Annotated in this window: 5 protein-coding genes; all 5 read right to left on the bottom strand. The window is 54.3% G+C overall.

The genetic code is table 11. From position 1 onward, the window contains the following. Nucleotides 1-10 precede the first annotated feature (10 nt). The 5 genes from B036_RS0125395 to B036_RS31095 all read right to left on the bottom strand — a co-directional run bounded on the left by B036_RS0125395 (nt 11) and on the right by B036_RS31095 (nt 15,439). A complete protein-coding gene (locus B036_RS0125395) occupies nt 11-3,106 on the bottom strand; it encodes a SusC/RagA family TonB-linked outer membrane protein (RefSeq protein ID WP_020571551.1) in 3,096 nt (1,031 codons plus the stop codon). Nucleotides 3,107-3,636: 530 nt separating this feature from the next. Beyond that, the gene (locus B036_RS0125380; protein ID WP_020571548.1) at nt 3,637-7,755 is read right to left on the bottom strand and encodes a hybrid sensor histidine kinase/response regulator; all 4,119 of its coding nucleotides are present in this window, start codon (nt 7,753-7,755) and stop codon (nt 3,637-3,639) included. A 10-nt stretch (nt 7,756-7,765) separates the two neighbouring features. Further along, nucleotides 7,766-10,246, bottom strand: a complete 2,481-nt coding sequence (locus B036_RS31100) for an alpha-L-rhamnosidase (protein ID WP_169435101.1) — start codon at nt 10,244-10,246, stop codon at nt 7,766-7,768. 37 nt (nt 10,247-10,283) lie between these two features. After that, entirely contained in the window at nt 10,284-11,714 is a 1,431-nt protein-coding gene (locus B036_RS0125370) for a sulfatase family protein (RefSeq protein ID WP_020571546.1), read from the bottom strand. 992 nt (nt 11,715-12,706) lie between these two features. Then, nucleotides 12,707-15,439, bottom strand: coding sequence for an alpha-L-rhamnosidase (locus B036_RS31095; protein ID WP_020571545.1), 2,733 nt, complete (start codon nt 15,437-15,439; stop codon nt 12,707-12,709). Nucleotides 15,440-15,584: the final 145 nt, after the last annotated feature.

The following is a 15,584-nucleotide window of genomic DNA, read 5'->3' as shown; positions in this document are numbered from 1 at the left end:
TGGTCTTTTTTTAAAGGTTGATAACTACGCCCGTGGTGTAGCTGCGGAACAAGGGATAGTTAATGGAATTGTCGAAGATGTATTCAGGGTCGAGCGGTTCACGAATCGGAGAAGCCTCCCACAGGTTTTGACCACCGACGTACACGCGAACTTCACCAAGGCCGATCCGGTCACTTATGGAGGCGGGTAACACATAAGCCAGGTTCACGTTTTTCAGGCGGATATAGGCGGCGTTCTGCAGGTAGCGCGTCTGGGTCTCAAAGTTTTTGCTGCCGAGCTGTTGCAAGGGAAAGTAAGCGTCCCGATTGTCCGGAGTCCAGGAATTATCGATCCAGCTCTGGTCTCCGTTGTAGGAGCGCCAGGGGTAGAACCAGGTCCAGTTGGCACTTGAGGGAGCATAATCCCGCTGGCCTACTCCCTGGAAAAAGATCGACAAGGAGAATGCCTTATAGTTCACCCCGGCATTGATGCCAAAGGAGTAACGTGGATTACTGTTACCGATGATGCGACGATCACCGGGGTTATCCAGAGTGTTTTCTCCCTGACTGATCTCTCCGTCTCCGTTCAGGTCGGTATACCCGATGTCCCCGACCCGCCAGGCGGAACCGAGGCGGCTTTGGTCCGCCCGCGCGTTAAGCTCCTCCTCGTTCTGAAAGATACCTGCAGTTTCGTATCCCCAGATTTCGCCGAGTTGCTGACCAACGTAGAACTCGTTGATCGACCCGGTGGGGTTTTCGTATTTAGTGATCTCACTGGTCCAGTCGGAGAGATTAAAGCCCAGAGAATAGCTGAAATCTTTTGATTTCCGGTTGCGCCAGTTTACGTTCAACTCCCACCCCTGGGTGCGTAGGTCGGCACCGTTTTCCAGCGGTGCGTTGGCTCCCAGAAGATCGGGATAGGATCTCCGGAGGAGCATGTCGAGGGTTTCGCGGGTGTAGACATCGAAGTTCATGTCCAGTTTACCTTTGAAGAAGGCGAGGTCGAGGCCAAGGTTTTTGGATACTACCCGTTCCCACGTCAGGGAAGGACTTACCAGCCCCGGAGGGCGAACGAAGGGCGAAAAGCCACTATTGAGAATAACGTTGGATTGGCCGGAGCCAAGCGAAGGGATATAAGGGTAGAAGTTATTCCCCAACAACTGGTTACCCAGTGAACCGTAGGAGGCACGAATCTTTAAGTTGTCCAGCCACTCCCGTGTACCATTCATGAAAGCCTCGTTGGAGATACGCCAGCCAGCGGAGACGGAGGGAAAGAACCCAAAGCGGTCTCCTTCCGGAAAGCGGGAAGTACCGTCGTAACGACCATTGACCTCTAAGAGATAGCGTTCCTTGAAATTGTAATTGACCCGGAAGAAGGCGCCGCGCAGCGCGACGTGGGACTTGCCGCCGTCCGTCTGTGGCGTACCGGTGGTGGCGGAAATATCCACAACGTTAGGAGACAGAAAAGTGCGGTTATCCGCTTCAATAAAGGTGTTGCGGCCTAGTTCCTGGTTGTAGCCGACCAGGAATTTGAAGTCGTTGTTGCCAAACTTCTTCTCGTATTCTGCGAAGAGGTTGAGAACGTAATAGGTGTTGAAGTCCCGCTGGGTGTCAATGATGTCATCGCCGGTAATTTGCACTGGGTTGTCCTGGTCGAGGTTGAAGTCAACAACCTGATAAGGCAGCTCAGCACTTTCAAACTGGCGGTTGAAGAAGTTATAGGAAAAATTGCCGTTCAGCGACAATCCTTTGACGGGAGTTGCTTTCAGGCCCGTTTTCATCCAGATGTCGGTACTGGTAAAGATGTCTCGCCCTCCATTGGCCAACTGGGGCAGGATCATCAGGCCGTGATTCCAGAACTGTCCCTCAAACTGTTCGTAGCCATCAATGCGTGGAATAACGTGTGGGCGAAGTGGTTCGGTCCGGATCACGGTATTGATGTCGGCCTGAGATGGCTTGTCCGAATCCTGGATATTTACGGTGATCTGCTGGTCGATGGTCAACCAATCGGTCGCCTTAAATTCGCCCTTCATCAAAACGTTATAGCGTTTGAAATTATCGTTGCCCTCGCCGTTAATGTAACCGTCGGTGTTGAGCAGGCCGAAGGAAGTATAGAAATTGGTCCGGTCTGAAGCTCCCGAGATGGCGACGTCGTATTTCTGACGGGGCGAGGTGTCGTTAAGCAAGCCATCCGCCAGGTTGTTGTAGGCGTAGTTTTGAAAGCCTCCGTTTACCAGGGCAAATGGGGCATTATTGGCCGGGTCGGACCAGTAGTTCTCCAGTCCTGCGAGGTAATCGTCGTTGTAAACCGGGGCACTGCCATCCAGCTCAGTTACCTGGTTACGTAGCAGCGCGTATTCATAGCCGTTTTCGATGGGGTTGACGTTAAAAATGGGCTTGTTCCACGAAAGCTGGGTACTGGCCCGGACGTTCACGCCCTTTTTACCTTTCTTCGTTTCTACCAGGATAACGCCAAATGCGGCCCGCGCACCGTAAACGGCGGCGGCGGCGCCGTCTTTCAGTACGGAAATACTGGCAATGTCTTCGGGGTTGATGCGGTTCAGGTCCATCGGTACACCATCAACCAGGATTAACGGATCACCGCCATTAATGGACTCAAAGCCACGAATATTGAAGGTCACATTGCCCGTGGGATCGCCACTGGGGACCGTTACGTTGAGGTTGGGCACCAGGCCCTGCAGGCCTTCTCCGGTGCTGACGATCGGCCGGTTGGTAAGTTCCTCGGCCGCGATGACGTCCACCGCACCGGTCAGGTTGACCCGCTTTTGGGTGGAGTACCCCACGACGACGACCTCCTCCAATGCCGTGGCGTCGTCTTCCAGTGTTACGTCAATGACCGTTTGGCCATTCACCCGGATACGTTGGCTCGCAAAGCCGGTATAGCTGATCAGCAGCACGGCATTGTTATCAGGTACCGACAGGCTGTAGCGGCCGTCAATATCGGTCACCGTGCCGGTGGTCGTTCCTTCTAGGATAACCGAGGCTCCGGGAAGTCCGTCCGGCTCACTGGTCCCCAGCACCCGCCCCGTCACCATCGACTGGGTAAAGGCGAAACCGGATGCCATCAGCAACAGCAGTAGTAAATAGTGTCTGGTTAAGTTTTGCATGATATATAGTTGAGTGTAAAAAAGGTGGTTCAGTAGAAGTAAATCATGAGCAGCCCCAGAAGCACCACCAGGATGGCCAGCAAGACTTCAAGCCATCTTCCCTCTGGTTTCGTTCTCATGATTTTGCTGCTTACAAGGATTTTCATCTACTGCTCCAAATAGAGTAATTACCGGCCGAATTATCGTACGGGAAATTAGTAAAAACGTCCAACCTATTGGTTTACAGACAATTACATTCGACCCATTTGATCTGACAGCGAATTTCGATGCGGAAAGGGCTTGCTTTTTTAGCCACCCCTGCTCCATTATCCGTTCTTTGCACCCGCGCACCGTCGCCCACCTCCTGCAAGCGGTAAATCAGAAGGAACTGAAGGAGCACAATGAGGCGGGAACGCAGGTGCAGGAAAAGCTTTTCAACGGGCAATGCTACCCCTGCAATCGTTGATTTGGAGACGTGGGGCCGCAGAGCCGACGACCGGGCATAATCACAGCTTATCGCCCCATAAAAAGGCAGGAACGCCAGGCTATCCTTACTCCACTTTTTCGTCCATAAATTTCATACCATAGGCCTTAGGAGAAAGCCCAAATCGTTTTTTGAAGGCCTTGGAAAAATACCCCGGATCCTTGTATCCTACCTGATAGCCAACTTCTGAAACATTGAATTTCCGTTGCTCGATGAGTTGGGCCGCCTTCTTCATCCGCAGTTCAAGTAAGTAAGCATTTGGCGTTTGCCCGGTCCAGGCTTTGAACTTGGTAAAAAGCAAAGTCCGGCTTACCGCGAGCTTACTGGCGAAGTCGTTCACATTGAACGCCTGGTTGGCGAGATTTTCCCGAACGATTATGGCGGCTTTTTTCATTAGCTCCTCGTCCAGCGAATTCTGAACCGGCCCTAAGGCCAACTCCGTCTCCACCGCAGAGAACTTACGCCTGACCCGTTCTCTGGTCTGCAGAATATTGTGGCATTTAAGGCGTAATTCTTTGACCTTAAAGGGTTTGTTGAGGTAATCGTCTGCGCCGGAGTCCAGCCCATCATATTTGTGTATCAACGACGTGCGGGCGGTTAGCAACACGAAGGGAATGTGGCTTGTCCGGATGTCTTCCTTTATTCGTTCGCAGAAAGTAATACCGTCCATCTCCGGCATCATTACGTCGCTGATGATCAGGTCAGGCTGATGGGCAACGGCCTGCTCATAGCCGATCCGTCCGTTGGGGACCAACTTTACCCGGTAATGTGGCCGGAGAATATCCTTAATGAAGCGGCCGACCTCCTCATTGTCTTCTGCAATGAGCACGAATGCACGGTCCTCATCCTCAACCGGCAGCTCCGCCGATTCGAACCTAACGGGTACTTCGTAACCACTGATGTCTTCACTGTTACGAAACTCTCCGATGATCTCCGCATCCGTAAGATGCTCGCGCCCCAGGGGCAGGCTGACCACAAAGGAGCTACCGGCCCCCGGCTCACTCTCCACGCTTATGGTACCATGGTGCAGTTCCACAACGTTGCGAACAATGGCAAGCCCGATCCCCGATCCGCGGGAAAACTGAGGGGTCCTGCCTTGATCTGGCACCATATAAAAGCGCTCGAATATTTTGTCTTGTTCTCCGGCCGGGATACCCGTCCCCGTATCCTTTATCACAATAATCAGCCGCTTTGTTTCCGGGCGAATTTCTACCGTGATTGACCCGCCGGCGGGAGTATGCTTAAAGGCGTTTGAGATTAAGTTATAAAGTACCTTCTCAAATTTGTCGCGGTCATAATACACCCCTATTTCATCGACTGGTGTTTCTACCTGAAACACGATTTGCTGATCTTTAGCTTGCTGACGAAAGGAAAGGTGCAGCTCCCGGACAAACTTCACCATGTTGCCTTCGGCAGCTTGCAGAACCATCTGTTTGTGCTCCAGTTTTCGAAAATCAAGCAACTCATTTACCAGTCGCGACAGGTGGCTGGCATTCTTGTCAACAACCTGTAACTGGCGATACAGCTTGCTGCTGCCCCGGAAATTTTCCAGCACGCGCTCCAGCGATCCCAGGATTAGGGTGAGGGGGGTGCGGAACTCGTGGGAAATATTCGTAAAGAGACGCAGTTTTTGATCGTTTGCTTCCTTCATCCGCTGGTGCTCCCGCGCCTCCAGCTCCAGGGTATGCTCCAGGCGGATACGACGGGAGTTGGCCTTTACGATCAGGAAGACGGTGGCCAGGATCCCGAGCGCGTAAAGGGTGTAGGCCCACCAGGATCGCCAGGGTGGGTGTTTTACTTCGATTGCTAATTCAGTGATCCCCGTCGTCCGACCGTCTGCGCTGGACGCTTCTACCTGAAAACGATAATCTCCACCTCGCTGGATGGTATAGGAAGCGCTGGCGGCGGAACTGGTCGTCCACTGGTCGTCCAGGCCAAGTAGCCGGAAGCGGTACACCGTTTTATTATTGAGCAGGTAGCTGGGGAGGGCAAAGTGTAAAGAAAAACGGTTCTGTGCGTGCCCCAGCGTTATGGCTTTGGTGTAATCCAGGTTCTTTTCAAGAATCCCCGTACTGTCTGCTACGACGAGTGGCTGATTGAATAACCTCAACTCGGTCAACATTACATCGGGCAGGTCGAGACGGAACGATTTTGGGCGGTCGGGCCTGAAGAAGGTAACGCCGGAGGCTCCTCCAAAATAAACGTTGCCATGGCGATCCTGCAGACCTGCCGTACGACTAAATTCGTTTTTCTGCAGGCCATCTTCTTCGCGGTACAAGCGGGACTTCCCCTCGAGGGGCTGATAATAAACGATGCCTTCGTCTGTGCTTAACCAAAGTCCTTCCCCACCGGCCTCGGGGACCACCGCAAAAACAGTGTTGAAGGCTGGAATCTCTTCCCGTAAAAGGGCATTCCCGCTGATGCGATATAACCCATTAGCCATTGTCCCCACCCATATCACGCCCCGGTCATCTTCCTTTATATCAGATACGGCAAACTTCTTCCCGGAAGCATTCTTTATGGTAATCCAGGTTGGTTTGAAATCGCTTAAGGCCAGGTCTTTCTGTGCAATGCGGCTCATCGTTAAAGAAGTACCCAATAAAAGGTCACCGTTTTTAGCGAAGCGCATGATCCTGATCGCCCCGTGCCATAGGGTATCGACTGCTGGTAAAGAGGCTTTATAAATGTGCGTATACTCGTTGGTACGCAGGTCGATCCGGTCCAGCCCCCCGCTCATCAGTCCGATCCACAGGTAGTCTTCTCCCTGGATGGCCAGTGAAAGGACGACGTTGTTCGGATCGGAACCACTAGCCTGCGCGTTGTAGCGAAGAAAAGTACCCCTCTGCGTCAATGGGTTATACCGTACAAGACCTTTGCCAAAAGTGCCAATCCAAAGACGGTCCGGCCGGTCCGGCTGCAGACATTTTACGGTACCGAGAGGTTCTCCCGAAAGCCCGGTTGTGTTAAACCGACTGAACGTTTGTTTCTCCGGATCAAAAACAGTTACTCCTTTACCCTCCGTCCCAAAGTATATCCGGCCGGAAGTATCCGTAGCAACGGAACTGACCACTTTGGTACCGAGTTGAATGCCGTTCGCTTCTCCGAAATGTCGAAAGCTGAGCTGTCGGCTATCCCAGAGGTTAATCCCCCCGTAATACGACCCCACCCAAACAGATCCGTTTTCATCCCGGAATAATGCCCTGATCTTATTGTCAGACAGGCTGTTGTCCAGCCGGGGGTTGTGCCGGATCACGTCTACGGCACCTCCCTCTGATAAAACATAAATGCCATTGAAAGACCCGATCCAAACCCTGCCTTCGTTATCTTCAATCAACGTACGGATGACGGCGGTTCCCAAGGGGCCGGTAGTCGTACCCGGTAGTCGCTTAATACGGTTGTTGGCGACTTCCAGGTAATCCAGTCCGGCAACTGTGCCCACCCATAAGTTTCCGTGCTTGTCTTCGAGCAAAGACAAGACTTCATTGTTACGGAGGCCGTCGGTAGTCGGGTCGTTCACTATCCGAACGGAGGCTTTTTCACTTCCCGCCGGAAACTTGAGCAGTCCGGCGGCGGTACCAACCCAAACGTCTCCGTTCCGCATTTGGTAAATCTGGTTGACCATGGCGTTGACCGCCGGTAGTTTCCGGACTTCCCCAGTCAGCATGTCGCAGACGAAAACGCCCGTGCGAGCGCCTATCCACACCTTTTCCCCGGCGACTTCGGCCACGCAAAAAATGGCTGAAGGCATTGTTTCGGGCACGTCTGCAATCAGATCTTCCAGGACGGTAAACGTACCATATTCGGGGTCATACTGAAATAACCCGGAGAAGGTAGCAACCCATATTTTGCCATCCCGGCTTACCTCAATATCGGTGATGTCATCCATCCTGGCGTGTGCTTCCGTGGCAATGACCGAGGGCATTCTTTTCAGCTGCCGCCCGTCATAACGAAGCAACCCGTTCCGGCTCCCGAACCAGAGGACCCCCCGATCGTCCTGGTCGATAGACGTGATCGGGTTAATTGAGAAGGCCTCCGCCGAAGAGATCGTGCTGAAAACATTGAGACTATCCTGCGCAGTAATTCCTCCAGCCTGCAACAAAAGCATGCCACCCACAACAGCACCAGTAAGCAACAGCCGCCGCCATTTCCAACAGATATGCCTGAAGTCTTTAATGGAATCGTACATCTGATTAAAGCTATTTTTTGTCTTGACTAAGATAAGCAGGAGTACGGGCAACTAAGGTATGTTTCCCGGGCCCGACGTTACGTTCGGCCGGCGCACCTTTATCCGAGGGAAAAACGACTCTTGCAGTAGTGTTCGCGGGGACTTCGACCTCCAGGGTCAACACATCTCCATCGATCTCCCAGGCAGAGCGGATTGGACCATGAGGAGAGACGTAGCCAGCCGAAAGATTGCGTAATGCGCCATTACCAAAGTCCGGTTGAATCAATACAGAAGAGAAGCCCGGTGTCTCTGGCCGGATTCCCGCCATTTCGGCAAAGAGGAACTGGCCTACGGCTCCAAAAGCATAATGATTAAAGGAGTTCATTTTCGCGTTCATCTCCCCATTGAAGCCCTTGTCAAGGGTATAGCTGTTCCAGCGTTCCCAAATAGTAGTTGCACCGTTCGCAACCTGAAAACCCCAGCCGGGGTACCGCTCGTCGAGCAGCATCTCATAAGCCAGATCACTTCGTCCGACCTTCGCCAGGGCGGGCAGCAATTGCCGAATCCCCAGTATTCCTGAGGTTGGCTTACGGTCCGCTGCCTCCACCAGGTCTACCAAGTGACCGGCGGCAAGCCTGGCGAGGCTGTCGGGCAGCACATTAAAGTAAATCGCTGAAGCATAGCCCGACTGAGTGTGGCCGGTAAACCCTTTCTCTCCTTCGAAATATCCCTTACCTCCTTTGTAGGCTGTTTCGTCAATGACGAAGCGCCCGTCGGGTGCTACGTAGTGTGCCGCGAATGCGGCGGTTGATCGTGCGAAGAGATCATGGTACCGTGAAGCCTCAGCTGTTTTACCGAGAGCCGTACTCATCTCGGCCATAATGCGGAAGGAGTGGGCCAGGTAGATGGAAGCCAGAATATCGTGTGCCAGGTGCTTATCCGTTAACGCCAGCCAGTCACCAAACCCTCCTCTGGGGCCAATCTCTGTCCACGAATTTTCGGGGTAGAAATAGCCGAAGGGCTCACTCTTTTTGATGACGAAGTCCATGTACTTAGTCATGGAAGCGTAGTGATCTGCGATCAGGGAGGTATCTCCCGAAAACTGCCAGGCGTTGTATGGGACCATCAGGCCGGCTTCCATCCAACCGGGGGAGTACCACACAAGATCGGGGTAGGGCCTGGGAGCGAAATTGGCGTAAGCACCGAAGTCGTATTGGGCGTCGCGAACGTCGGCCAGCCACTTATGATAGAAGTCGGTCAGGTTGGCGTTGTAGAGCGCAGAGCGGGAGAATATCTGGGCGTCGCCCAGCCAACCAAGGCGCTCGTCACGTTGCGGGCTATCGGTGGGTACTTCGAGAAAGTTGGAGCGCTGGGTCCAGATGATGTTACGGTACAGCCGGTTCAATAAACTATCGGAGCTCTGGAAGCTGCTGACCATCGGTGTTGAAGCACTCACGGCTACTCCGGTAAGCATTGCGGTAGTGGGCCGGGCCTTCAATCCGGATACTTCCACGTAGCGAAACCCGTGGTAAGTAAAGCGGGGCTCCCAAACTTCCTCCCCTCCGCCTTTGAGGACGTAAAAATCGGTGGCCCGCGCAAAACGGAGGTTCTCCGTCATCAGGCTTCCGTCCGTGTTCAACATTTCGCCGTGGCGAAGGCGGATGGTATCCCCGGCTGCTCCCGAAACGCGGAGACGGACATGGCCGGCAAAATTCTGCCCCATATCGAAGAGGTAAACCCTAGCGTCAGGCTCGGTGATCCTGGTCGGCGTAAGCTCGTCGTAAGTATTTATTGGGTTTCCGGGGTAGGGCTCCAGCAGGTCGGTCCACTGCTCCCTGTTCTTACTTTGCACCAGCGGCCGCGCCCAATCCTTAGCTTCAAAATCAGGTTCATCCCAACCAGGAATCTCCAAGCGAGCGTCATAAAACTCCCCCATAAGCAGGTCGGCGAAGCGAAGCGGACCGGTGGCCGCGCGCCAGCTTTCATCGGTCAGTACCGACTGGTTCCCACCACCGGCCAAAGTAAGCTCCAATTGTATAATCAACGCCGTGGTATCCCCGTAGAGCTCCCGGTTCTTCGGGTTGGAGAGTGACTTTGGGCCCACGTAGCCTGCATACCAGCCATCGGCCAGCACACTACCAAGCACGTTCTCCCCTACCCGCAGGCGGTCGGTCACATCGTAGGCGTGGGCGTAAATACGCTTATCATAGTCCGACCAGCCGGGGAGGAAAAGATCTTCCGTTACGGCTTCTCCATTCAGGTGTGGTTCCGCCAGACCGAGGGCAGAAAAGAAGAGAATTGCCCGTTCCGGTATGGCTTCAAGCACGAAACTTTTGCGGAAGTAGGCGGCCGGCGGAAGGATCAGTGTATCCGCCAGGTCGGTATCCTGCGTCGGAAAAGAGAGCCACTCCGCCCGCCAGTTTTCCAGCGGAGGGATCGGTAAAGCTTCGGGCGGGGAATCTACAGTACAGCTGCAGAGGGGGAGTAGAAAAAGTAAGCTTAGGTAGCGCATGACGATTCTTTTGAGGTGCTTCGAGCTCCGGGCTGGGTTATTCAGGAAAGTAAAAATCATACCATTCGGCTTCGGATTGATTGGGGTTGCCCGGCACTCCGGGTTTTTTGAGCGTTTGCGTCCAGCGGTCCAGCTTACGCCCCAGTCGGCGGGCCGTGCGCGGTTGTTCACTTAGCAGGTTTTTTGTTTCGTGGGCATCAGTCGTGACGTCGAAAAGAAATTCCCGTTCGCCCATTCGCAGGTACTTATAGTTCCCGGAACGAACAGCAATCTGCTGCCAAAAACGCCAGTACAGGTATTTGTGTGGTGCCTTGTTTTTAGCGCCGGTCAGATAGGGGATCAGGTTCTTACCGTCAAGTTCTTTTGCCGGAGACAAACCCGCCACACCAACGCTGGTTGCAGCCACGTCCAGAGAACTTACGGCGTGATCATACCGCTGCCCTGCCGGAATGGAACCCGGCCAGCTCACCACGAAAGGGATATGAATCCCTCCTTCGGAGAGCATTCCTTTTTCGCCAACGTAGGGTGTGTTCAGGGAACCATCCCAGGCACCTCCTTTGAAATCCAGGGTAATGTCCTCTTTCGTCATCTTCAACGGGGCACCGTTATCGCTGATGAAGAAGACCAGGGTATTCTCCGCCAAATCAAGCTCCGAGAGCAGGTCTTGCACGCGTCCTACTCCATCGTCAACGGCTGAGAGCATGGCCAGGCAGTGCCGGCGGCGTTCGGGCATCTCGCCGGGAAAACGATCCAGGTATTTGGCGGGTGCTTCAAGCGGGACGTGTGGCGCGAAATACGACAGGTAGAAAAAGAACGGATCGGCCTTGTGCCGACGGATGAAGCTGAGCGCAGCCTCGGTCTGGATATCCAGGCGGTAACCGGGTACATTCTCCTGGCTGACCTCCTTGTCTTCCCCCTCCAGCGTATAGTTGGTCAGGTAGTTGTTAATGTAACCCTCGAAAACATCGTCGAAACCCCGGCGGTCACTACGGTAGGCACGTTTCATCCCGCCGGGAATATCAGAAGGAACGTAGGATTCCTTTGCCGCCAGTTCCGGAAGATTTTCCCGAATCCATTCCTCCTGCTGGTGGTTGGGCTCCAGGTGCCATTTACCGGTCATCCCAGTGGCATAGCCGGCGGCCTTGAGCCGTTCCGGGATCAGTTTTTCAGTGAGCGGCAGCGGTATGGTGCCGTTATGATCCAGGCCGAAGCTTTGCTGGTAGCGACCAGTCAGCAGGCCGGCCCGCGACGGGATGCACTGCGGCGCCGTTATGTAGCCGGCGGTGCAGAGGGCGCCGCTCCTGGCCAGCTGGTCGATATTCGGCGTGCGAATGTCTGGTTCCTGGCCGTGAACGCTGAGGTCAGCGTAGCCCATGTCGTCGGTGAAGATGACGATTATGTTAGGAGGCTGGGTGTGGGCCAGGATGGAGGCCAGCAGCAAAAAGGTAAGTAGTAGTAATTTTTTCATCTTCGTTTGATTGATGGACTAATCTCTACAGCACTTTAAATTGTCGCGATTTTACACATCCGATGTAGGGTGATAAGAATTTGAAATTTTCCAGGCCCTATGTCGCCTCTCCCCTAACCCCTCTCCCCCGGAGAGGGGAACTAAACTACGCTGCGGCTACTGCCTTGCTGGATCTGCTAAATTGACTTAAACTGTAGTTATTACTTGAGTTAGAGGTCCTGGAACATCTTCCATTTTACCTAAAAACACTGATACTTGGGTCACCCCTCTCCGGGGGAGAGGGGCCGGGGGAGAGGCGACTTTGAGAGCGCAGAGACAAGATTCTTATCACCCTACATCCGATGTAGGGTGATAAGGATTTCAAATCAAGAGGCTTTCGAGGAAGCGCTCGTCCGCCGAGACGCGACGAAGGAGCTGGTTCGTCGGCCGAGAGATTCCGGCCATATACGACCTTTCGTCTGACGGTTTGGGTTACACCTCGGAGGAAAATTTGATTGACTTCGCTGCGCTCCGTCAACCAAATTATGCCTCCGAGGAGAACCCAAACTTAGATCAACACTGACGACTGGCCGTTTACCTACAATCTAGCGTTTTCACCTCCGAGGCGTCGAGCTGGCGCAGCCGCGAGCTCCTCGGAGGTGTAAAATGGCGGGCATGATCGCTTCTGTAAACTTGTCTGTAGACCCTAGCGACAAGGAATCAACACACGATCAATCTCCTGCAACGCTTTTTTAACCGGGGGCCGACCGCAAGGGATCAACACACGATCAATCTCCTGCAACGCTTTTTTAACCGGGGGGGACCGCAAGGAATCAACACACGATCAATCTCCTGCAACGCTTTTTTAACCGGGGGGGGGACCGCAAGGGATCAACACCCGATCAATCTCCAACAACGCTCACAGTAGGGCGACCGCAAGGGATCGCCCCTACTGTTTGCCCCCCAAAAGGGCCGCGTTCGCTGCGCGAACACAAATCACCTGTTGCCACGCCCTATTCCGTCACCTCAAAAGAATAGGTCCCCGATCCGATCATCTCCGTCCGTCCGGGTAGAAAAACGGTAGCGGTAGTGTTGACGGGGATTTCCACTTTTACGGTCACCTTATTTCCCGAACGTTTCCAGGAAGAGGCAATCTTGCCGTTGATTGAGTCGTAGCTGCCCGACATTTCGTTGATTTCTTTACTGATTGCCGGCTTCAGGATAATCTCGCGGAAGCCTGCCCCCTTCGTCTCGATACCGAGCCCGTACCGATACATCCACTCGGCCACCGAGCCGAAGGCGTAGTGGCTGAAGGAATTCATGGCTGCGTTGATGCTCTCGTTGCTGTTGGCGTCTTTCGTGTAACTGTTCCAGCGTTCCCAGATGGAAGTACTACCGTTGGCTACCGAAAAGCCCCAGCTCGGGTACGCCTCTTGTTGAAAGAGACGGTACGCGAGATCGTGGTGGCCATATTCAGAAAGTACCAGCATCACGTGTTTGGTACCGAGAAAGCCGGTAGAAAACTTATCCCCGTTGTCGGTGACCGATTGGGCCAGCAACGCCGCCGCCTTCGGGGCCAGTTCTTCCGGGTACAGGTCGAAGTATAACCCAAGCGCCAGGGCAGTTTGGGTCCCCTCCGTCGTACTACCGTCAGGCTTTATGTATTTCTTTCCGAAAGCCGTCTTAATGCTCTCAAAAACGGATCGGTAGTGCGCCGCACGGCCTTTTTTACCTAAGGCATCCGCCATCTCCGCCATCAGCAGGGCATCGTAGCCGTAAAAGGACGTTGCGATGAAGTCGTTACTCGTTTTAGCGCCGGTTGTGAGCCAGTCGCCCCAATTGTTACCTGCGCCGGGGCGTAGGTAGTCGGTGCTCGCGTCTGCCTGGAAGTCCATGAATTTCTCCATGCCGGACCAGGCGACTTTAAGCGCACGGGTATCGCCGTAGACCTTGTAAATGGTGTAGGGCGTGATGACGCCTGCGTCCATCCAGGCGGGGGAATACTGTTCCGGGCGGCTGAAGGGAAAGGGCGCAAAGTTGGGGTAGGCACCGTACCAACGCTGGCTGTCGTCAAGATCGACGAGCCACTTAGTGAAGAAAGCGGCCACATCGGAAGTATAGGTCGCTGAGCGCGAGAAGGTGTGGGCATCGCCCGTCCACCCTAGGCGCTCATCACGCTGGGGGCAATCGGTTGGCACTTCGAAGAAGTTAGCCGCCTGGGTAGTCTTGATGTTCTCGAACAGCTGGTTGTTCATCGGGTTAGACGAGGTGAACTCGCCGGCGTCGGTGGTGATGGAGCTGAGGGAGATGCCGGTCACGGCATCCTCGGCGGGCTTTTTGGGAAGGCCCGTAAGCTCAACGAACTGAAAGCCGTGGTAAGTGAAGCGTGGTCGCCAAACTTCAACGCCCCCACCCTTTGCGATGTAGGTGTCGGTGGCGCGGGCCTTGCGCAGGTTGCCGGTCATGAGGCCACCGTCTTCGTCGCGCAACAACTCGCCGTAGCGGATCTTGATTTCGGTTCCGGCGGGTACGTTGACCTTTAATTCGATGATGCCGGCGATGTTTTTTCCGAGGTCGTAGATGTAGGTGCCTTTTTCAGGCTCGGTCATCTTCACGGGCTTCAGCATTTCGCGGGCTTTTACGTAGTCCCCCGGGTAGGCCTGCAGGCGGCCGTCAGGGTAGGTGTAGCGGCGGGGCTTCTTCCAGTCTTTGGCGTCAAAGCCGGCGCGGTCCCAACCCTTGTGTTCTTTGCGGGCGTCGTAGACTTCCCCCATCAGGATATCAGATTCAAGGATGGGGCCGGTGTTGCTTTGCCAGGTTTCGTCGGAGGCAATGATGTCGGTTGTTCCATCCATATATTCCACGTGGATCTGGCCCATAAAGGAGGGGTTTACGCCGTAGAATTCCCGGACCTTGTCTTGCCGCGTCAGCAGGGCGTAGCCGATGTAGCCGGCGTACCAGCCGTCGGCCAGGGTCACGCCAACGGCGTTGCCGCCCTGTTCCAGTAGCGGTTTGACGTCGAACGTCTGGTAGTAAAGGCGCTTATCGTAGTCGGTCCAGCCGGGAAGGAACATTTCCTCGCCCACCTTCTGGCCGTTGATGCTGAGTTCGTACAGGCCGAGCGCCGTAGTGTAGGCCGTGGCGCGTTTGATTGGTTTATCCGCTACCTTAAACTCCTTGCGCAGGTAACGGGCCGGCGGAAGGTAGAGCTCGTCGTAGAGGTCCGTTTTGTCGTAGCCAACGTTGTGGCCGATGAACTGGCCTTGCCAGTCGGAGAAGTGGAGGAGGCCAGTGTGGTACATACCGCCGAATACGTTCGAGGCCTGATTATATTCATCCCAGACTACTACGGTCCACAGGTATTGTTCATTCGATTTCAGGGCCGGGCCGGCGTATTCGATTTGGTTGGTGGCGTTGGATTTCACCTTGCCCGTATTCCAGATTTCGCCGGCTTCGTCCATCACCATAATCCGGTAGGCTGATTGCGAGCGGTTCTGGCCCTCGCCGGTAAGCTCCCAGCTGAAGCGGGGTTTTTCAACGTCTATGCCTACGTTTCCTTCGTGGTACTCCACACGGGGGTTAGTGACGGCTAGGGCATTTTGGGCCGTTAGTAAGGGGAGAATGGCGAAAAGGAGAAAGGAGAGCAGGAGATTCCCTTTACTTCCTTTCGCCCTTTTAATTAGGGCGCGGCCGCTGGTGCAGGGGAGAGTTGGGAGAAGCAGGGTAAGTAGACTAAGTTTTGGCATGGACGACAGGGAGTTTTCAGCTTTGGGGTGAAAACTATTACTGCTGGGGGTGGGGAGCGTCCTGTGGTGTGGGGGTGGGGTGGATTAGGTTTATGCTCGCCAGTGTATTGTCAGGTCGGCAATGTCTTACAAATGCGATGTGCAC

The sequence above is a fragment of the Neolewinella persica DSM 23188 genome (assembly GCF_000373105.1).
GTDB classification, from domain to species: Bacteria; Bacteroidota; Bacteroidia; order Chitinophagales; family Saprospiraceae; genus Neolewinella; species Neolewinella persica.
Note: the sequence above shows the minus strand (reverse complement) of the source record. Positions and strands in the feature narration are given on the sequence as shown.

Bases quoted from the DNA above. Each gene is read 5' to 3' on its own strand.
- B036_RS0125395 (WP_020571551.1), bottom strand. From the start codon at position 3,106: ATGCAAAACTTAACCAGACACTATTTACTACTGCTGTTGCTGATGGCA.
- B036_RS0125380 (WP_020571548.1), bottom strand. From the start codon at position 7,755: ATGTACGATTCCATTAAAGACTTCAGGCATATCTGTTGGAAATGGCGG.
- B036_RS31100 (WP_169435101.1), bottom strand. From the start codon at position 10,246: ATGCGCTACCTAAGCTTACTTTTTCTACTCCCCCTCTGCAGCTGTACT.
- B036_RS0125370 (WP_020571546.1), bottom strand. From the start codon at position 11,714: ATGAAAAAATTACTACTACTTACCTTTTTGCTGCTGGCCTCCATCCTG.
- B036_RS31095 (WP_020571545.1), bottom strand. From the start codon at position 15,439: ATGCCAAAACTTAGTCTACTTACCCTGCTTCTCCCAACTCTCCCCTGC.